The following is a 19,377-nucleotide window of genomic DNA, read 5'->3' on the forward strand; positions in this document are numbered from 1 at the left end:
AGATTTTTTATGGAACTTACAGATAAATTTGAATTTGATTCATGTAAAAATAAGGTTGAATATTCGATTGAGCATAAAAAAGTACCTATTAAGTTAAGTGATGAGCTTAGAGAGGCTATATATTATCTTTTATGGTATGTACCTAATATAAAGTCTGAGCAATCTAAGCAGAATGAATTGTTACTTAATCCAAGATATGATGATTTTATTTTTATTGAAATTATGAAAGCTATGGATCTTAAAGACGAAGATGTACTTTTTACAGAAAAAATTTCATATGATGTAATTAAGCCATTTCTAAAAGAAATTTGTACAAAATGCCCTAAGATAATAATGGCTATATCAAATGGTGAAACTAAAACTATGTCACTTTTAAGACATATAAGAAATGCTATTGCTCATGGGAATTTCAATGTCATAGATAATATAGTTGTTGGATTTGATTTGCAAAAAAATGAACAGATTACTGAATATAGGGGGTTTTTCAAACTTAATCCTAATAATCTTTTAGATGCTCTTAGAAAAATTCAATTTGACTATAATTCTCAACAATTAATTAGTAAAGCCTTTCATAAGAACGGATATTTTATAGAAGCTTATCAAGAAAAGTATCAAAGAAGCCACGATTTTGAGCTTTTTGCTAAAAAAGGTGATAAAAAATATGCTATTGATATCAAAAATTATGATTATAAAGAGGTGGTAGATAAGAATTTTATTAATAAATTACTAGTTCAGTATGAAAATTTAATGGATGGAGTAACTCCATTATTAATAATTAATACTTCTTATTTAGATGAAGATAGTAAAGAAGAATTATTAAACCATGAAGTTATTATTTTAGATGTAAAAAATATAAAGAAAATGATGGGGGGACGAGATATGGTTAGTGAAATTGAAAGGGCTAGACAAGTAAAAAATAGCTTAAAAGGTCGATAAGGAGTAGTATTATGGCAGAACATAAAAATAGTAGCATAAATTGGGAAAGCCTTATATTGGGTGTTTTGTACCTTATAGTTGCAATCATTGCCTTTAAAGATCCGACTGCAAGTTTAATGAGTATGGCGGTTTTGTTAGGCATATTTGTAATACTTTCAGGAATTGGTGATATATACTTAAGGAATAAGCTTAGTAGGCATTATGAAAAAGATACTACGAATTTAAGTCTCATATCTGGAATTGTTCAAATAATATTAGGTATCATTATACTAGTTGATATTCAGACAACATTTGTGGCTTTACCATATATGTTTGCAATTTGGTTCATATTTACATCAATAATGGGCATAATTATAATAAGCCCACTAAAAATCTTTGCTTATGGAATTTGGACCAGCTTATTAATTTTAAATATTTTAGGCGTAATCATAGGGTTTATGATGATAAAAAATCCAATGAGTGCTTCACTTACTATAGTGACTCTAGTTGGTTTTTACTTTTTATTTTTGGCTATTAAATCAATAATGCACGCCTTTCAATATTATAATTATAAGTAATATAAAGTAAATAGTTTCAAATACTTTAGTTAGGGTATTATAATATCAGTAACAAGATATGTTTTATTTGTTATTATTATTTTTAAGGAGGAAAATATGACAGATAGAAAAAATAATGATCGTAAAGTAGAGACTTTCGAAACAGAGAAGACAACTGTTGAAAGATCTTCTGACAGATCAAATAATCGTCAAACAGGAAAAAATCCTCGTAGAAGCGAAAGAGCTCATGAAGGCGTTCCTGTTTATGAAAGAGCAACTACTGCATTACCAGCAGGTACAAACCTTTCTTGGGGATCAATTCTTGCAGGTGCAATTACAGCAGCAGCTTGTTTTGCAACATTAAGTTTGATAACAGCAGCTTTAGGATTTGGTTTATTCTCACCAACTAATGCTCATCCACTAGATGGAGTAGGTGTAGGAACAGGAATATGGACTGCGATTACCTTAATACTTTCATTCTTAGCAGGGGGATATATTGCAGGTTATGCAGCTAGAAAATCTGGTAAACTTCACGGAGCTATCACATGGGCTGTTACACTTTTACTTTTAATAACACTTGTATTAAATGCTATTACTCAAGTTTTAGGAACAGCAGCAAATGTTGCTGGAGATGTTGCAAGTGGTGTAGGTAATGTAGCTGGATCTGCTATATCATCAACAAACAATAATATAGGTAAAGGATTTGATAAAGCAGGAGAAGCTATTAGTAATACTGATATTGATACTACTGAACTTCAAGAAAATGTTGACAAGTATCTTTCAGATACTGATATACCAGAATTACAACCTGATTATCTAAATAATCAATTAGAAGAATCTAAAGATCTTATTAAAGAAGCAGCTAAAAATATAGCTCTTGATCCAGATTCAGCAGATTCTGAAATTGATAGAGTATCTAAAGATTTATCTAACAGAGCTCAAACTATCGCAGATTCAGCAGATAGAGATGCAATAGCAAATGCAGTAGCTAATAATTCTGATCTTACACAAGAAGAAGCTGAACAAGTTACAGATAATATCTACGATGGTTTAGTAGATGCTAACAAACAAGCTCAAGAAACACTTGATGATGCATCAGTAAAAGTTAAAGAACTTTCTGACCAAGCGCAAGATACTATTGATGATACAGTTGATAGTGTAAAAACAGGAGCAGAAGATACTTCCAATAAACTTTCAGCTGGTTCTATTATAACATTCCTAGGTTTAATTGTAGCTCTAGCATTATCAGCATGGGGTGGTAAACTTGGTGAAGAAAAAGCTTTAGAAATGGTAAAAAAAGAAACAATTAGATAATAGATGTAATAAAAATTATACCAGAGAATTTAAAATCTCTGGTATTTTTTATTCACTTAAGTGAGTTGAGCGAACGAATATGAGTGAAAGAAAACTACTGTTGCAAATTAATAGATATATCGTTCACTCATTAAACACACTGCTAAAAGTTTTAGATATGATCCGTCGACTGACGGAGACAATTTTAGGAAAGTGGTCGAATGATTTTGGAACGATTTATCTATTTTGCAACAGCCTTTTTTAATTTATTAATTTATAATATCATACATAGATTCAATTGGATCTTTTGAGTTTATTTTCTGGTCATATTTTAAATATTTATTTTCTTCTGATTCATTTTTGCTATAGGCACTATTTAAAGATAAAATGAGTCCAGAATGCTCTAGTACGTATAAATCGCTTCTCATGTTATAAATTACATCTTTATAAGTATTATTTGCTTCTAATCCATTTTTAACTACATATGCATCGCTATCTTTAAGAATATCTGCTAATTTTATAGCTTCGTTAGATGTATATTCATTTGTCAATACATAGATTTTTCTATCAGAAAAATCATTATTTTTTTCTATCTTATGACTTACTTCATCATAGTACAGATAATCATCTAAATTTATATTTTCAATTTCATTAGGATATTTGCTTACATCATTTTTTACAAATGGGGTAGAGTAGCTAGTGCTTTGATTTGATTTTATTGACTCTAAACTACTTTTCATTAATTTTCCTCTATAAAATATTAAATTAGATTCTTCATAATCTTGATGAATAAGCATTTGGGCTAGTTTGCTTGGATATATATTATCTATTGAGTTATTATTAGACAAGTCCAATAAAACTGTGTCTATAGGTGGATTGTCTAATAGTAAATCTACGATTGTTTTCAAGTCCTTATCAAATTCATCTGCTTTAAAATCGGGTAATGCAATCCTTAAGATTTTTTCTTTTTCAATTGATACACTCATAGATGGCTTTATTTTTTTAGGATCTGCAATTAGTCTTTTATACCTATCTACAGCTTGTGGATTGCCTAGTATCTTATTTCTGTAAGATTTGGAGTCTTTTCTATAGTAATTAAATAGGTGATCATATGTTTCTTTATCTAAAATAAAGGTTCTACTATCATCTAGTATAGATATATATTGGTCTAAGATTTTAAAGTATTCTTGATCTGTTTTTGAGCTATAAACTTTTTTGCGATATGAATTGTAATCTTTTATAAATTTTTGGAAATTTTCTTTATTTTCATTATCTACAGCATAATTTCTCTCAATGGTTTTATATAAGTCATCAAAGTCAGTAACTTTTTCTGCTGAGCTTAATGATCTGCCATCGGATGAAGAGACGAATACTTCATTTGACATTTTATTTAAAACTTCATCTCTAAATTTTGGATAACCCATTATCTTATAAGCATTTATAGCATTTGAGATTAAACTAATAATTAGTAGTAAAATAGCTATAGCTATTATACCAACTAAAATTCTTCTTCTTCTATACTTTTTCTTTTTTTGAGCTCTTTTTCTCTTTGCTCTCTCACTTACTGAAGAAGAATTAATATTAGATCTATTTTTAGCATTAACTTTTTTTTTATGAGATCTATTATTGCTTTTAGATTTATTATTATTTTTCTTTGTCATAATTTTCCTTATTTCATAAATGTAAGAGTAAAGTCAGTACCTTCATTTAATTTTGAATCTACATTTATCGTACCACCGAGGGCATCTGTAAAGTTTTTTGTAATAGATAATCCTAAACCATGTCCATTATCTTCGGTATTTCTTGAATCTTCTATTCTATAAAACCTTTCAAATATTCTAGGAATATTCTCTTCTTCTATACCAATTCCATCATCTATGACTCTTAAAGTTATTTCTTTATTATTATTTTTTAAATAAACATCAATATTTCCATTTTTACCTATTGCTTTAATTGCGTTAGATATTAGATTTTGAAGTATTTGGTTAAATTTATCTTTGTCTGAGTTTACAATAATGTTTTCATCTATATATGAATTTAATGTTATATTATTATTTTCAACATTTATTAAAAAGCTATTTACTACATTTTTTACTTCATCGGATAAGTTGAAGGTTTCTTTATTTAATGCAAAATATTCCACATTATCATCAAAAGTTTTCTTTAGACCTTCTACTAAGCCTTCTAATCTTTTTACATCTGTTAGAAGTATATCCATAGTATCTTTATCAGCTTCGATCACTCCATCTTTGATAGCTTCTATATAAAGCTGTAGATTAGTAATAGGAGTACGTAAGTCATGTGATATATCTTGAGCGTATTGCTTTCTAATTTCTTCTTGATACTTTAAGTTATTTGATAAATAATTTATATTATTTTGAAGAGTCTCTAGTTCTTTTATATCTGTATACTGATCGCCTATATCATATTGTCCATCTTTGATTTTTATAGTGGCATCACTCATAGTCATAATTGGTTCAGAAATGTTATCTGAAAGTATTAAGCTTATTATAATACCAATTAGTAAGGAGATACCTATAGAATAAACAAGCGCTGTCGAAAAATTCTTTTGAAGCTGCTGAATAGGTTCGGGATTTGTATAGTAAATGACGTGAAGTTTTCCAGAACGACGTGTTTTATCGACGTTGAAAAAAGAAAAAACATCTTCTTTTGGTGGATATGGATTATGTTTTTCGCGTCCATCAAAAGAATAGGATATACTACCGTCTGGCTCTTCAAATACGATTTTTACTTTTAAATCTTGTGCTAAGCTGTCAATACCTTCCCACATTTCTTTTTTGCTTATATTATTATCATTATTATATACTCTAAACCAATAACTTACTTCTATAGATCTTTCATCTTTCATATCTAGAAGTAATTCTTTGTAGTTAAAGTTTACAAACAAAGTTACAAGTATTGAAAAAACTAAAATGCAGGCTAAGATGCCCGCAGTAAAGTTTCTTATTATCTTACTCTTTAATGTGATCATCTACTCCGCCTGATTTGTAACCCATACCATATATAGTTTTTATATATATAGGTTTTTTAGGGTTATCTTCAATCTTTGATCTAATATTTTTTATATGAGTATCAATAGCCCTGTCATAAGCGTCATAATCAAAACCAAAAGTCTGCTCTATAATTTCATCTCTAGAATAAATTTTATTAGGATTTGAAAATAGGGTCTTTAAAATTTGGAATTCATTTCTTGTAAGCAATATTTCTTTGCTATCTTTAAAAATCCTATTATATTCTAAATCCATTTCTAATCTGCCGTCGCTAGTTTTAATTATATCAGCTCTTGGAATGTTGTATTTTTCAATACGACGTAATATTGCCTTTACTCTTTCCACTAGTTCTTTTGGAGAAAATGGTTTTGTCACATAATCATCTGCACCAAGTCTAAGACCATCAACTCTGTTATTTTCTTCAACCTTAGCAGAAACCATTATCACTGGAACTTCTGATTTGTTTCTTATTTCTTTTATAACTTCCTCACCTGGTATTAAGGGGAGCATTAGATCTAGTATAATCAGATCTATTTCATTTTCATTAAAGATTTTTAAACCTTCTTTGCCGTCAAAAGCTTGAAGTACATTGTATCCTTCTTTTTCAAAGTAGGATTTCATGATAGTTGATATTTTTTGTTCATCTTCTATAATTAAAATTGTAATATCATTCACGACTTTCACCTCATTGATATTATACCATAAGCTATATCTTTTTTTTTCTAGATTTCATCAATCTGATTTTAAAGAGTATAAGCAAAGTTTGAGAATTTTATATGAATTAATCAAAAAAAGTATATTTTTTATACAATGGGTATAAGTATTAATGATAAGATAGTTATGTTGTTATTTGATATTTTTAAGAAATTAAGAAAGGGGAAATGTATGAATTTAGCAGGTATGCAATGGTTATATGCAATTCTTATAGGCTTAATTATAGGATGGGTTTTACCAGCAGCTATGAGCGAGAAAACTATAATGCCATATGGTAAAGCAATCACTTGGGGAATTGTTGGTGCATTAATTGGTGCTGTAATTTATGGACTTGCAAATGACGCTCCTACAAATGGAATGGTTGTTCTATGGTCTATAATAGGTTCACTAGTATGCTACTTTATTGTTCGCGCAGTAAATAATAAGAACAATACAAGAGCACAAGTTTAATTTATCTTATCAGGCGCACCTTCAAGGTGCGTTTTTTGTTTAAAAATTTTAAACTTGGCTATATATATAATGTAATAATTTTAATTTTCTTATTACGAAATTTTTTATTCTTGAAAGGAGAAATTATGTTTGACGGAAAGTCATTTATCATGACATTAATTTTAGGAGCACTAGCAGGATGGATTGCTAGTATGATTATGGGAAAAGATGCGGAAATGGGCGGAGTTGCTAACATTATTGTTGGTATACTAGGTTCTGTAATAGGTGGCTGGATATATAATGCAGCTTTCTTAAAACCAGGTACTACTCCAAATACATTTGTAGAAATATTATGGGCTGTAATTGGTGCTGCTTTATTACTTTGGATTATAGGATTAATTAAAAACAAAAGCAATAAGAACACTACTACAACTAATAGAAAAAATAATAGATTCTAATTATTTTTGTAACAGAGCCTAGGCTCTGTTTTTTTTGTGTATTTTTAAATCTAATTGAAGTAATTACTATAATAGAAAGATTTGAAAAGTTGATGCTTGAAAAAAATAAACTTAAAAGAGCCATTGCAAAACTATGAATAATTATCGTACCTTCATTAGAAGGTTCTCTTAGGAAAATTTTTACATAGTCTGCCTAACTCGTGAAGGCAAAATTTCCGCAGAGGTTCTTCTAATTATTTTGGGACGATTTATTCATTCTGCAACAGCTCATTTCTATCTTCTTATGTCTTTTTGATCTTTATTTTGATTCTCGGTATTATTATGAGAAGGATTTTGATTTCCATCTACAGAAGATGGATTTTTATTATCCTCATTCGAATTTTTGTTATCTCCATTTTCTTCTGTTTCATCTTTGTTTTCTTCATTGCTTTTATCTTCATCTTCGCTAGATTCATCATATGATTTATGATATCTAGGTTTTGGAGCAACATATATCAAATCAGAATATTCTGTAGGAGCTCTATAATCCCAATCTCTTGGGTAAATATCCCCAAAGTCTTTTGGATTGTAATTACTTTTTGGTCTTATAAATGATCTTTGAACTCTTGCCCAGCTAGGAGTTACGTCTGAAGCTAGCAAATTATTTCTACTATCAACTGTTAGCAATACGTGTGCATCATCTTCTTTTGTAGGCTTATTATCTGGACCAAAGATTTCTGTTATAACTGTACCACGAGGATCAGCTCTAGATAAATCTGTTGGTATTTTACCACTCATAGTATCTACTAACATTTCTACAATTGAATCAGGTCTTTCAAATGAACTAGAATCATAATCTTCTAGAATACTATTATTTACAGTATTCCACATTTTGGCAGCTCTTTTAATAGAAGTACCATTCATTCTTATTGATTGATCATCTGAACCCATCCAAATACCTACTGTATAATACGGAGTGTATCCCATACACCAAAAGTCAACATAATCGTCAGTTGTTCCAGTTTTTACAGCATAGTCTATACCATTTAGATTTATGTTGTTATAATAAGCACCTGCACTTTGTAAAGCAGAGGTTATTTGGTATGCTGTTTGTTCACTTGTTACATTATGAGTAATTACATTATCGCTATCAAACAATACTTTACCCTGAGAATCCTCAATTTTAGAGAATGTAAGGGGTTCATTGTAGGTACCTTTATTAGCAAGTGCTGCATAGGCTGCTGTCATATCTAAGTTTGTAAGGCCATGTGTCATTGCTCCTAGACCTAAAGCAGCAAGATTTTCATCATTAGTAACACTATTTTCATCTTTTGTTATAAAGTTATCATCACTTCCATTTTCTTTTATAATTCCAAATCTTTTTAAGTAATCCATACTGGTGTCTATACCGATTTCATCTAAGGTTCTTACAGCTATAGTATTTATTGATAATTCTATAGCTTTTCTAATTGGTACTACACCCATGTAATAATCATAAACATTTTTGGGCCAAGGTTGATTATTATCATTCATCAGTAAAGGAACATCATCCACACCAGTTGCAAGATTAAAGCCATTATCTAAAGCAGCTGTATAGGTGGCAATAGGTTTGATTGAAGATCCAGGTTGTCTTGGTATAGAGGAAGCTCTATCTAAAACTCTCATACCTTGTTGGTCACGTCCACCCATTATAGCTTTTATATGTCCATTGCTGTGGTCTATGACTACAGTAGAAGATTGAGGCTGAATTATACCATCAAGATCTATGTCGTAAAAGTCTTTATTTATTGAGAATGTACCATCATCATAATAAGAAAATAGTCTTGGATTTTTTTCTAAATATTTATTACTTATTACAATATTTTGGTTATCATCTAACTTAATATTTTCATTGGTATTAAAGTCGACATATCCTGACTTATGAGTTCTTAAATTTTTATTATTTTCATCTAATGAATAGTAGTTTCTAAACATTAGTTTTGTTTGATCTAAATAAGCCTTATTTGTTTTCATAACGATATTATTATCTTTATCGTACCAAGCTTCATCAGCTCTTAATCTAATATCGTTATTTTCATTTAATAAATTTGCTTTTGAATAGTACAAGAGATTTCCATTATCATTTATGATATTTCCATATTGATCATATTTTAAATCTAATAGAGGGGCTTGCTGCCAAGTGGAAGTATCTCCAACTAAATATGATGAAAAATCATTATAAATTGATTCAAGTTGTTTTTGCATATCTTCATCAATTGTTGTTGTAATGCGTAATCCACCATAGTTAAGTCTATCCCAAGCTTGATTTTCACTCATGTTGTAAGTTTCCATCAGTTTTTTAACAACTTGTTTTTCCAAAAGTGAGTTAAAATAGCTTGCAATTTCTGTATTAGTTCTTATAGCAGGTTTTATTGATTCTGCAACATCAAATGACCTTGCATCGTCATATTCTTTTTTGCTTATATAACCGTGCTCGAGCATCTTATCAAGAACATAAACTTCTCTTTTAAGTGGCGCAGGATTATAAATTGCAGCATATTTTTCTCCTTCAATATTGAATTCTCCAAGAATTTTTTGATCAGTAACTTCTCCTACTTTAATTGCTTTATAAAGAGAGTTATCTGAAGGAGATTGTACAATACCAGCAAGAGCCGCACACTGAGCTAAATTTAGCTCTGAAACGTCTTTATTAAAGTAAGTTTTTGCGGCGGCTTCGACACCATAAGAATTTTGACCCATAAATACACGATTTAAATAGGCACCTAGAATTTCATCTTTGTTTAAATTCTTTTCTATTTCTAAGGCTAGATAAATTTCTCTAATCTTTCTTTGATAGGTTTGATCATTTGTAAGGTAAGTATTACGAGCAAGCTGCTGAGTAATTGTAGATCCACCACGTACAATTCCACCAGCTCTAAAATTCTCAACAGCTGATCCTAGTATAGATTGGGGATCTACACCTGGGTGTTTATAGAATCTTTCATCTTCAACTGCTACAAAGGCGTGTTTGAGATCATCTGGAATATCGTTGTAGTCTACAATTTCCCTATATTCATTTGTAGCTATTGAATCTAGTTCATTTCCATCTTCATCAACTATAGTGGAATTTTGGCTCATTTCATATTTAATAATATCTGAATCTATTTTTGGAGCAGTTTTCATAACTTCAAGTATTGCTCCTCCAGTAAGACCTGCAAATATGGTCACTGCTGATAGTAAGATTAAAAATACTATTAATATAAGCTTTAGTACTATAGAGGTAATTTTTTTTGTCATTATGCCTCCTAAATATCTTAGTCTATTTTTTGTATAATTTATTACCATTTTATCATTTTTTTATTATTTATTCCATATATACTATCTTTATTAATTATTGGCTAATCGTATAATCTATTTAGAAAGGGAGTTTATGCAAGAAGTTATACAAGTAAATGTTTTAAATAGAGATGACGATGAAGATAATAAAATTTATGAACTAGAATCTTTAATCAATACAGCTGGGGGCAAGTCTCTAGCATACGTTAGCCAAGTAGTGGATAAAGTTAATCCAAGATTTTACATAGGTAAGGGTAAGGTTAGTGAGATAAAAGACTTGGCAAAAAAATTAGAGGTAGATACGGTTATTTTTGACGTTGAACTATCAGCTAGTCAACTTTATAATCTTGAAGAAGAACTAAAGCTACACGTTGTAGATTGGACAACTCTGATATTAGACATATTTGCTCTAAGAGCAAATACTAAAGAATCTAGACTAAAAATTAAACTTGCACAGCTTAAATATCAGTTACCTAGACTTAATAAGTGGTTTTCATATTTATCAAGGCAAGCAGGTGGTATAGGTACAAGAGGACCTGGAGAAACAATGCTTGAAACTGATAGACGTGCAGTAGTTCGTGACATTAAATCTTTAGAAAAACAATTAAAAGATGTAGAAAAGACTAAAAGAGTAAATAGGCAGTCAAGAAGAAATATCCATAATATTTCACTATTAGGCTATACTAATGCGGGCAAGTCAACTATTTTAAATGGCATGATGAAAATTTTTGGTGCGGAAAAATTTGTATACTCAGATGATTTACTTTTTGCGACTCTTGATACATCTACTAGAAGATTAGACTTTTCAAATACCAAAGTTACATTAACAGATACTGTAGGTTTTATTGATAACTTATCAGCTGAATTAAATGATTCTTTTTTAACTACTTTAGATGAAATTAGATTTGCAGATATGCTTTTAATAGTAATAGATGCAAGCCATAACATTGAACATCAATTACATGCTATAGAAACAGCTATTGAAGATATAGACATTGGTGATAAAGAGATTTTATATGTTTTTAATAAGATGGATAAAGTGAAAGATGAACTTGCTGTAAAGCTCTTTAAAAGAGAGAGTGAAAGAATATATATTTCTGCACAAGATGATGATGATTTAGTAAGGCTTAAAGATAAGATAGTTTCATTGATAAAGAGTGAATACGAACTTGTAAATATGCACATACCTTTTGCTGATGGTGATATCTTAGATCATATGATGACTAATTATGACATATTAAATACTAAATATGATGAAGATGGAACAAATATAAAATTTGAGATATCTAAAGAAGATAGGGATAAGTATGGACGATTTATCACAAGCTTATAAGACTGTTGAAGGCAGTCATATAAGTGAATTTGAAGAAGAAAAATCTAGATTTATAACAACAATTTTACATGTTGAAAGTGAAGAAGAAGCAATAGAATTTATAGATGAAATATCAGAAAGATATAAAGATGCTACTCATAATTGTAGTGCTTATATTATAAATAAAATTCCAGAAATAAAAAGATATAGCGATAATGGTGAACCACAGGGGTCTGCTGGATTACCTATGTTATCAGTTTTGGAGAAAGAAGGAGTAAGTAATATAGCAGTTGTTGTTACTAGGTATTTTGGAGGAAAGTTATTAGGTAAAGGTGGTCTTATTCGTGCCTATAGTAGGGGAGTAAGTGACGCACTCATAAATAATATTGTTTACAAAAGACCATTTTATGTAGTAGAATTAATTCATTCTTATTCACTATTAGGGCAGATTGAAAATTATTTAAATGAAAATGATTTTGCTATAATAGATAAGGAATTTACTGATCAAGTTAAAATTTCTTTATATATAAAAGAAGAAGAATATGAAAAAGTTTGTAAAAACTTAATAAACTTGACAAGTGATAATATTAAAATAGAAAATAAAAAGGCAGAAATGCTTTTTACTAAATTATAGGAGGATTTATGTCAGGACATAATAAATGGAGCAAAATTAAAAATAAAAAGGGAAATGAAGATGCAAGAAGAGGAAAAATCTTTACTAAACACGCTAGAAATATAACTGTAGCAGCTAGACAAGGTGGGGACAATCCAGATTATAACCCAGCTTTAAAACAAGCTATTGACAAGGCAAAAGCTGATAATATGCCGAATGATAATATTGATAGAGCTATAAAAAAGGCAACAGGAGAAGGTGCAGGAGATAATTTTCAAAGAGTAATATATGAAGGTTATGGTCCAGCTGGAGTAGCAGTAATAGTAGATTGTCTAACAGATAATGTTCAAAGAACAGCACCAGATGTTCGCCATGCTTTTGATAAAAATGGTGGAAATCTAGGTACTGATGGATCAGTTATGTTCATGTTTGATCATAAAGGTGAAATTTTAGTAAATAATAAAGATAAAGATTTTGATGAATTTATGATGGACGCTTTAGAAGCCGGAGCAGATGATGTAATTGAAGAAGACGAATTTTTTGAAGCTATAACAAGTGTAGAAGCATTCAATGAAGCAGTAGCTAAGCTTGAAGAATCTGGATATAAAATTGAAAGATCAGAAATTTCTTATATCCCACAAAACGAAGTAGAAGTATCTAGTGAACATCATCCTAGTCTTACAAAATTAATAGATACACTTGAGGATAATGATGATGTTCAAGAAGTTTATACTAATTGGGACGAACCTAGTGAGGAAGAATGATGACTTTTGACTTTAATCGAGTCGCCTTTTCGCTTTTTGGTATTGATGTATATTGGTATGCCTTACTTATTATAGCAGGGATGCTGTTAGGTACTTATTTTGCAAAAAAAGAGCTTGTTAGACGCGACTTTGACGAAGACTTTATATATGATATTTTATTTGTAGCAATACCTATAGGTATACTTGGAGCTAGATTTTGGTATGTACTTTTTGAGTGGGATTATTATTCTCAAAATCCAGGTCAAATATTAAACATAAGAGGTGGAGGTCTTGCTATCCATGGAGGTATAGTTTTTGGAACACTTGCAACTTATTTTTTTGCAAAAAAGAAACATTTACCATTTTTAGATTTAACAGATGTTTTAGTACCATCGCTTGCTTTGGGGCAAGGTATTGGAAGATGGGGAAACTTTATGAATCAAGAAGCTCATGGTGGTCCAACAGATCTTCCTTGGGGAATCGTAATTGATGGAGTTAAGGTTCATCCTACTTTTTTATATGAATCAATTGGAGATATTATTATCTTTTTGATTTTAATAAATTGGAGAAAGAGAAATCCTGATAAAGGCAAACAGAGTGCGGTGTATTTAATGGGGTATGGATTAATTAGATTTTTTGTGGAAGGACTAAGGACGGATTCCTTATATTTAGGACCTATAAGAATAGCTCAGCTAATGTCTCTATTGTTTATAGTTCTTGGTCTAATAATATATGTTATAGCAAATAAAAAACATGTCCCACCATATTTTAGTCCCAAAAGAGCTAAGGAAGAAAAAAAACAAAATATAGTTAGATTTAAGTGAAATCAAATAAGTTAATAAATTTAATCGGCTCTTTAAGCCGATTTTTTTTGTTTGATTTTTTATCCTCTATGGTATAAAATGATTATAAAGTGGATTAAAGTGGTTTAAGGTGGTAATAAGTGTTCTTAGGTGAATTCACACATAAATTAGATTCTAAAAATAGAATAATGATGCCAAGTGAGTTTAGAGAAAACCTTATTGATGAAATATTCATAACCAAGGGACCAGAGTCTTCATTAATAATTTATATTAAAGAAGAATTTGAAAAACAAAGTGCAAGGCTTAACGATCTTAGTAACGAAAATAAAAAAAATAGAGCTATAAAAAGATTGTTTTTTTCATCCACTATAAAAACAAGCTTAGATAAACAAGGTAGAATTTTGTTAAATAAGAACTTAAGAGATTATGCACATATCGAAGATGAGGCTATGATAATTGGAAATAATTTAACTATAGAAATATGGGATGTTAAACAATGGCAAAAATACATAAATGAAGTTGAGGTGAATTTATCCGATATAATGGATGAATAATATGGAATTTAAGCATGTATCAGTTTTAGCTGATGAAGTAATAGAAAATTTAAATATAAAGTCTGACGGTATTTATGTAGATTTAACCTTAGGTAAGGGTGGTCATAGCAAAAGAATTTTAGAAAAGCTATCTGAAAAGGGTAGGCTAATTGGTTTAGATCAAGATCAAGATGCTTTAAATGCAGCAAAAGAAAACTTGAAAGATTTCACAAATGCTACTTTTATAAAAAGTAACTTTGAAAATATTGATCAAGTATTAAAAGATTTAGGTGTAGACAAAATTGATGGTGCTTTGATGGATATAGGTGTCAGCTCATATCAAATTGACAATGGAGATCGTGGATTTTCTTATATGAACGATGGTCCACTAGATATGAGAATGGATACTGCAAATGAGTTAACAGCAGAAAAAATTATAAATGAATATCCAAAAGAAGAACTAGTAAGAATTTTTTCAGATTTTGGTGAAGAAAGATTCTCTAAAACAATAGCTAGAAAAATTATCGAAACTAGAGATCTATATCATATAGATACAACTTTTAAGTTAAGAGAATTAATACAAGGATCAGTAAGATCTAAAGAAGCTCACCCTGAAAAAAGAGTCTTTCAAGCTTTAAGAATAGAGGTTAATAGAGAGCTAGAAGTATTAGAAAATACTTTGGAAAAAGTTGTTGATTCTCTTAATATCGATGCTAGACTGTGCGTAATTAGTTTCCATTCCTTGGAAGATAGAATAGTAAAAAATAAATTTAAAGATTTAGAAAAAGATTGTATATGTCCACCGTCTTTACCTGTTTGCGTATGTAATCACAAAGCAAAAATAAAAATAGTAAATAAAAAACCTATTACAGCATCAAAAAAAGAGCTAGAAGAAAATTCTAGATCTAAGAGTGCTAAGCTTAGGGTATGTCAAAGGATTTAATATGGCTGAAAGAATACCAAAAAAACAAGTATCAAAAAATAATAATAAAAATAGAAGAAAGTTAAAGGTCAGAGAAAATCCTAAATATAGTAGAAAATATGCTATAAAGATGCAGGAAAAAAGAGATAGGAAAATGAGAATAATTTTATCATTTTTTGCTCTTGCAATAATAGTAACTTTAGGAATATTTACTTTTAACAAGAGAAATGAGTTGATGACAAAAAGAAATGAGTATAATGAACTTGTTACTGAAAGTATATCAACCGAGTTAAAAAGAGATAGACTTAAAGCTAAATTAGAAAATGCTGTAGATATAAACAGAATACAAAGGTATGCTATTGAAGAATTAGGTATGGTTTACGATAAAGCTAAGGAAGAGAGAATAGAGTTCGATGGAAATTAATATGAACCTTATAGGTAAAATATCAATTATTACAATAATAGCAACTGTGGTATTAGGATATGCTGTATTACCTATATTAAAAAATATGAAGATAGGGCAAAATATTAGAAAAGAGGGTCCAAAAAGTCATTATCAAAAAGCAGGTACTCCAACAATGGGAGGGATTATATTTTTGATCTCAGCTTTATTGATGACCTTGATATTTGTTCCTTTTAACATGAATACAGCTATATTATTAATATGTACTCTTGGTTTCGGAGCAATTGGTTTTATCGATGACTTTAGAAAATTAGTTTTAAAACAATCTGAAGGTCTTACTCCTAAAGAAAAAATGATATTACAATTTGTCTTAGCAATATTAGTAACAATTATGGCTTACATAAATGATAAAGAAAGTGTGACTACTTTACAGTTATTATTTACAAATCATATTGTAGATATTAGTTTTTTTGGATTTGTAATTTTGATATTTATTATAATTGGTACTACAAATGCTGTAAATCTTACGGATGGTCTTGATGGACTTGCGACAAGTGTTTCTTTACCTGTATTTATATGCTTGTTTCTATTAGCAACAACAGAAACAACAAGATTATTCTCAATTATAATGTTTGCAGCTTTGTTAGGATTTCTGTATTTTAACTCTAATCCAGCTTCGGTTTTTATGGGAGATACTGGTTCCATGGCAATTGGAGGAGCAGTAGTAGCTATTGCTATTATAGAAAAATTACCAATATACTTAATAATTTTTGGTGGGGTATATGTAATGGAAACTCTATCTGTAATTATTCAAGTGATTTCTTATAAAACACGTAACAAGAAAAGAGTTTTCTTAATGACTCCAATTCATCATCATTTTGAGTTAAAGGGATATAAGGAACCTCAAATAGTAGCGGCTTTTAGTATTGTTTCTACAATACTATGTTTAATAACATTGGTGGCAATTTTATGAAAAAAATTTTAGTATATGGACTAGGTGTAAGTGGAGTATCCACTGTAAAAACATTAAGCAAAATGGGATATGAAGTTTATACATTTGATAAAAATAAGGTATACGTTGATGAATTGAAGGGCTATAACTATAGCCCTATTTCTGATTCGGATTTGTTAAAATTTAATTTTGAGTATATTGTAAAATCTCCTGGTATAGCTCCAAGTGATGATGTAGTTAAAAAACTCTCTAGTAAGTATGAAGTTATAAGCGATATAGAATTATCATATAGACTATTTCCTGATAAGAAATTTTTATCTGTTACAGGAACAAATGGAAAAACTTCTACAACTTCTATGATTTCTCATATTCTAAATAAAAATGGAATAAAAGCTATATCTGTAGGTAATATTGGTGAGGGTATTTTGTGGAAGATGCATAATGAGGATGCCATTTTTGTGGAGGAATTATCATCATTTCAACTCAAAGACACTAATAAGTATCATCCACATATAGCAAGTATCCTAAACATTAGTCCAGATCATATAGATTGGCATGGGAATTATGAGGACTATATTAACTCAAAATTTAATATAACAAAAAATCAAAATCAAAGTGATTACCTAATCATTAATAAAAATGATAGAATTTTACAAGAAAAGAAAGATCAAATCAAGGCAAATATTTATGAATTTTCTACTAAGTCTATAGTTGACAAAGGCTTATATTTAGATAACACGATTATTAAATTTACAAATGGTGAGGAAACTAGAGATATTTTAGATGTTAAAGAACTTAAAATAATTGGTAATCATAATTATGAAAATTTAATGGCAGCAATCTTAGAATGTTATTTATTTGGTTTAGATTTTAATGATATAGCAAATGCTTCTAAAAGCTTTGTATCTATAGAACATAGATTAGAGTTTGTAGATGAAGTAAACAATGTTAAAATTTATAATGACTCCAAGGGCACAAATGTCGATAGTTCTGTAAAAGCTATAGAAAGTTTTGATAATCCTCTTATAGTTATAGCTGGTGGATATGATAAGAAAATAGATTATAGTGACTATGTAAAAGCCTTTAAAAAAAATGGAAAAGTAATGGTAATTATGGGTCAAACTAAAGATCAGCTAAAAGGTTTGTGTGAAGATTACAATGTTGAATACCAATTAGCAGAAGATATGGAAGATGCAGTAAAAAAATCTGTGAATTTAGCTAATCAAGGAGATATTATTTTATTATCACCTGCAAGTGCCAGCTGGGATATGTATGATTCTTATGAAATACGTGGCAAGGATTTTAAAGAAAAAATAAAAAAATATAAAGGGAATATTGAGTGAGAGTAATAATTTCAGGTGGCGGTACTGGAGGACATATATACCCAGCTATAGCCATAGCTCAAAAAATAGAAGAAAATATTAGCAATACTAAAGTATTATATGTAGGAATAAAAGGGGGACCAGAGGAATCTATAGCTGAAAAATATGGATATGAATTTAGGCCTATAGATGGTATGGGTATGCCTCGTAAAATAAATAAGAAATTTTTCAAATCCTTATCAAGAAATATGAAAGGATTTAAAGCAGCTAGAAAAATTGTAAAAGATTTTAAGCCAGACATAGCTATTGGTACTGGTGGATATGTATGTGGTCCTATAATTTTTCAGGCTGCAAAAGCAGGGGTGCCAACATTGATTCATGAATCTAATTCATATCCAGGTGTTACATCAAAGTTTTTATCTAATAAGGTAGATGCTCTTTGTATATCATATAAAGAGGCAAAGAAATACTTTAAGCATAAAGAGAATATAATAGTAACAGGCAATCCGGTACGTACTAATTTTTCTAGTTATTATACGAATGAAGATTTAGAAAGTTTAGGTATAAAAAAAGACATACCTGTAGTTTTTTCCTTTGGTGGATCCAACGGATCATATGCCATGAATAAGGCTGTTAAAGAAATGGCTAATAGCTTAAAAGGAGATTTTTATTTATTGCATCAAACTGGTAAAAAAAATTATGATGATTTCATAAGTAATTTAGATCAAAATTCTTATTTAAAGGTTTTTCCTTATATAGATAATATTGATTTATTTTACGCTGTTAGTGACTTGGTAATAGCTTCAAGTGGTGCTATGAGTCTTGCTGAAATTTCAAGTGTGAAAAAACCATCTATACTTATTCCAAAAGCTTATACTACCGAAAATCATCAACAACATAATGCACAAACTTATGTAGATAATGGAGCTGCTATGATGATTTTAGAAAAAGATCTTAATGGAAAAATTCTGTATGATAATATAATAAGTGTAATAACAAATAATGACAAATTAACTGAAATGGGGGAAGCTAGTTCCAAACTTTCAAATGATGGTGCAAGTGATACTATTTTTGAATTGATAGTAGATTTAACAGCTAGATAA

The 19,377-nt window shown here is 29.5% G+C and carries 19 protein-coding genes; 15 read left to right on the top strand and 4 right to left on the bottom strand.

Annotated elements, in window-relative coordinates:
- Positions 1-9: 9 nt before the first annotated feature.
- The 3 genes from J2Z39_RS02685 (at position 10) to J2Z39_RS02695 (ending at position 2,786) form a co-directional block, all read left to right on the top strand.
- Positions 10-936, top strand: a complete 927-nt coding sequence (locus tag J2Z39_RS02685; protein ID WP_209813662.1) for a hypothetical protein — start codon at positions 10-12, stop codon at positions 934-936.
- Between the two features lie 11 nt (positions 937-947).
- Positions 948-1,493, top strand: coding sequence for an HdeD family acid-resistance protein (locus J2Z39_RS02690; protein ID WP_117520993.1), 546 nt, complete (start codon positions 948-950; stop codon positions 1,491-1,493).
- Positions 1,494-1,589: 96 nt separating this feature from the next.
- The gene (locus J2Z39_RS02695) at positions 1,590-2,786 is read left to right on the top strand and encodes a YrzE family protein (protein ID WP_209813664.1); all 1,197 of its coding nucleotides are present in this window, start codon (positions 1,590-1,592) and stop codon (positions 2,784-2,786) included.
- A gap of 248 nt (positions 2,787-3,034) precedes the next feature.
- On the opposite strand, the gene J2Z39_RS02700 is transcribed toward J2Z39_RS02695, so the two are convergent.
- Genes J2Z39_RS02700 through J2Z39_RS02710 form a run of 3 tightly spaced genes read right to left on the bottom strand, consistent with a single transcriptional unit; the run spans position 3,035 to position 6,451 of the window.
- Positions 3,035-4,426, bottom strand: a complete 1,392-nt coding sequence (locus J2Z39_RS02700; protein WP_209813666.1) for a peptidase S41 — start codon at positions 4,424-4,426, stop codon at positions 3,035-3,037.
- Between the two features lie 8 nt (positions 4,427-4,434).
- On the bottom strand, positions 4,435-5,757 hold the full coding sequence (locus tag J2Z39_RS02705) for a sensor histidine kinase (protein WP_209813668.1): 1,323 nt from the start codon (positions 5,755-5,757) through the stop codon (positions 4,435-4,437).
- Positions 5,738-6,451 (bottom strand): response regulator transcription factor, encoded by a 714-nt coding sequence (locus J2Z39_RS02710; protein WP_209813670.1) that lies wholly within the window; start codon positions 6,449-6,451, stop codon positions 5,738-5,740. Before J2Z39_RS02710 ends, J2Z39_RS02705 begins: the two co-directional genes overlap by 20 nt.
- 210 nt (positions 6,452-6,661) lie before the next feature.
- On the opposite strand from J2Z39_RS02710, the gene J2Z39_RS02715 reads away from it, so the two are divergent.
- Together J2Z39_RS02715 and J2Z39_RS02720 are read left to right on the top strand one after the other, a co-directional pair.
- The gene (locus J2Z39_RS02715) at positions 6,662-6,940 is read left to right on the top strand and encodes a GlsB/YeaQ/YmgE family stress response membrane protein (protein ID WP_209813671.1); all 279 of its coding nucleotides are present in this window, start codon (positions 6,662-6,664) and stop codon (positions 6,938-6,940) included.
- A gap of 125 nt (positions 6,941-7,065) precedes the next feature.
- On the top strand, positions 7,066-7,377 hold the full coding sequence (locus tag J2Z39_RS02720; RefSeq protein WP_117521003.1) for a GlsB/YeaQ/YmgE family stress response membrane protein: 312 nt from the start codon (positions 7,066-7,068) through the stop codon (positions 7,375-7,377).
- A 273-nt stretch (positions 7,378-7,650) separates the two neighbouring features.
- Here J2Z39_RS02720 and J2Z39_RS02725 read toward each other — a convergent pair whose 3' ends face one another.
- Entirely contained in the window at positions 7,651-10,632 is a 2,982-nt protein-coding gene (locus J2Z39_RS02725; RefSeq protein WP_117521005.1) for a transglycosylase domain-containing protein, read from the bottom strand.
- 133 nt (positions 10,633-10,765) lie between these two features.
- On the opposite strand from J2Z39_RS02725, the gene hflX reads away from it, so the two are divergent.
- The 10 genes from hflX to murG all read left to right on the top strand — a co-directional run bounded on the left by hflX (position 10,766) and on the right by murG (position 19,377).
- Positions 10,766-12,004 carry a GTPase HflX gene (gene hflX, locus J2Z39_RS02730; RefSeq protein ID WP_117521007.1) on the top strand — a complete coding sequence of 413 codons (1,239 nt, stop codon included), beginning with the start codon at positions 10,766-10,768 and terminating at the stop codon, positions 12,002-12,004.
- Positions 11,979-12,617, top strand: a complete 639-nt coding sequence (locus J2Z39_RS02735; RefSeq protein ID WP_209813673.1) for a YigZ family protein — start codon at positions 11,979-11,981, stop codon at positions 12,615-12,617. Before hflX ends, J2Z39_RS02735 begins: the two co-directional genes overlap by 26 nt.
- Before the next feature lie 8 nt (positions 12,618-12,625).
- Positions 12,626-13,360, top strand: a complete 735-nt coding sequence (locus J2Z39_RS02740; RefSeq protein ID WP_117521011.1) for a YebC/PmpR family DNA-binding transcriptional regulator — start codon at positions 12,626-12,628, stop codon at positions 13,358-13,360.
- Positions 13,360-14,163 (top strand): prolipoprotein diacylglyceryl transferase, encoded by an 804-nt coding sequence (lgt, locus tag J2Z39_RS02745; RefSeq protein WP_425353063.1) that lies wholly within the window; start codon positions 13,360-13,362, stop codon positions 14,161-14,163. The genes J2Z39_RS02740 and lgt overlap by 1 nt, the downstream gene beginning before the upstream one ends.
- Before the next feature lie 119 nt (positions 14,164-14,282).
- Positions 14,283-14,696 (top strand): division/cell wall cluster transcriptional repressor MraZ, encoded by a 414-nt coding sequence (mraZ, locus tag J2Z39_RS02750; protein WP_117521015.1) that lies wholly within the window; start codon positions 14,283-14,285, stop codon positions 14,694-14,696.
- A 1-nt stretch (position 14,697) separates the two neighbouring features.
- The gene (rsmH, locus tag J2Z39_RS02755; protein ID WP_209813677.1) at positions 14,698-15,618 is read left to right on the top strand and encodes a 16S rRNA (cytosine(1402)-N(4))-methyltransferase RsmH; all 921 of its coding nucleotides are present in this window, start codon (positions 14,698-14,700) and stop codon (positions 15,616-15,618) included.
- Between the two features lies 1 nt (position 15,619).
- Entirely contained in the window at positions 15,620-16,021 is a 402-nt protein-coding gene (locus tag J2Z39_RS02760; protein ID WP_117521020.1) for a hypothetical protein, read from the top strand.
- Positions 16,011-16,973, top strand: a complete 963-nt coding sequence (gene mraY / locus J2Z39_RS02765) for a phospho-N-acetylmuramoyl-pentapeptide-transferase (protein ID WP_245325673.1) — start codon at positions 16,011-16,013, stop codon at positions 16,971-16,973. The genes J2Z39_RS02760 and mraY overlap by 11 nt, the downstream gene beginning before the upstream one ends.
- A complete protein-coding gene (gene murD, locus J2Z39_RS02770; RefSeq protein WP_209813679.1) occupies positions 16,970-18,295 on the top strand; it encodes a UDP-N-acetylmuramoyl-L-alanine--D-glutamate ligase in 1,326 nt (441 codons plus the stop codon). Before mraY ends, murD begins: the two co-directional genes overlap by 4 nt.
- Positions 18,292-19,377 carry an undecaprenyldiphospho-muramoylpentapeptide beta-N-acetylglucosaminyltransferase gene (gene murG / locus J2Z39_RS02775; protein ID WP_117521024.1) on the top strand — a complete coding sequence of 362 codons (1,086 nt, stop codon included), beginning with the start codon at positions 18,292-18,294 and terminating at the stop codon, positions 19,375-19,377. The genes murD and murG overlap by 4 nt, the downstream gene beginning before the upstream one ends.

The sequence above is a fragment of the Anaerococcus nagyae genome (assembly GCF_017874535.1).
GTDB classification, from domain to species: domain Bacteria; phylum Bacillota; class Clostridia; order Tissierellales; family Peptoniphilaceae; genus Anaerococcus; species Anaerococcus nagyae.

Bases quoted from the DNA above. Each gene is read 5' to 3' on its own strand.
- J2Z39_RS02705 (WP_209813668.1), bottom strand. From the start codon at position 5,757: ATGATCACATTAAAGAGTAAGATAATAAGAAACTTTACTGCGGGCATC.
- J2Z39_RS02725 (WP_117521005.1), bottom strand. From the start codon at position 10,632: ATGACAAAAAAAATTACCTCTATAGTACTAAAGCTTATATTAATAGTA.
- J2Z39_RS02735 (WP_209813673.1), top strand. From the start codon at position 11,979: ATGGACGATTTATCACAAGCTTATAAGACTGTTGAAGGCAGTCATATA.
- J2Z39_RS02700 (WP_209813666.1), bottom strand. From the start codon at position 4,426: ATGACAAAGAAAAATAATAATAAATCTAAAAGCAATAATAGATCTCAT.
- J2Z39_RS02695 (WP_209813664.1), top strand. From the start codon at position 1,590: ATGACAGATAGAAAAAATAATGATCGTAAAGTAGAGACTTTCGAAACA.
- J2Z39_RS02685 (WP_209813662.1), top strand. From the start codon at position 10: ATGGAACTTACAGATAAATTTGAATTTGATTCATGTAAAAATAAGGTT.
- murD (WP_209813679.1), top strand. From the start codon at position 16,970: ATGAAAAAAATTTTAGTATATGGACTAGGTGTAAGTGGAGTATCCACT.
- J2Z39_RS02715 (WP_209813671.1), top strand. From the start codon at position 6,662: ATGAATTTAGCAGGTATGCAATGGTTATATGCAATTCTTATAGGCTTA.
- J2Z39_RS02720 (WP_117521003.1), top strand. From the start codon at position 7,066: ATGTTTGACGGAAAGTCATTTATCATGACATTAATTTTAGGAGCACTA.
- J2Z39_RS02690 (WP_117520993.1), top strand. From the start codon at position 948: ATGGCAGAACATAAAAATAGTAGCATAAATTGGGAAAGCCTTATATTG.
- hflX (WP_117521007.1), top strand. From the start codon at position 10,766: ATGCAAGAAGTTATACAAGTAAATGTTTTAAATAGAGATGACGATGAA.
- rsmH (WP_209813677.1), top strand. From the start codon at position 14,698: ATGGAATTTAAGCATGTATCAGTTTTAGCTGATGAAGTAATAGAAAAT.
- J2Z39_RS02760 (WP_117521020.1), top strand. From the start codon at position 15,620: ATGGCTGAAAGAATACCAAAAAAACAAGTATCAAAAAATAATAATAAA.
- mraY (WP_245325673.1), top strand. From the start codon at position 16,011: ATGGAAATTAATATGAACCTTATAGGTAAAATATCAATTATTACAATA.
- J2Z39_RS02740 (WP_117521011.1), top strand. From the start codon at position 12,626: ATGTCAGGACATAATAAATGGAGCAAAATTAAAAATAAAAAGGGAAAT.
- lgt (WP_425353063.1), top strand. From the start codon at position 13,360: ATGACTTTTGACTTTAATCGAGTCGCCTTTTCGCTTTTTGGTATTGAT.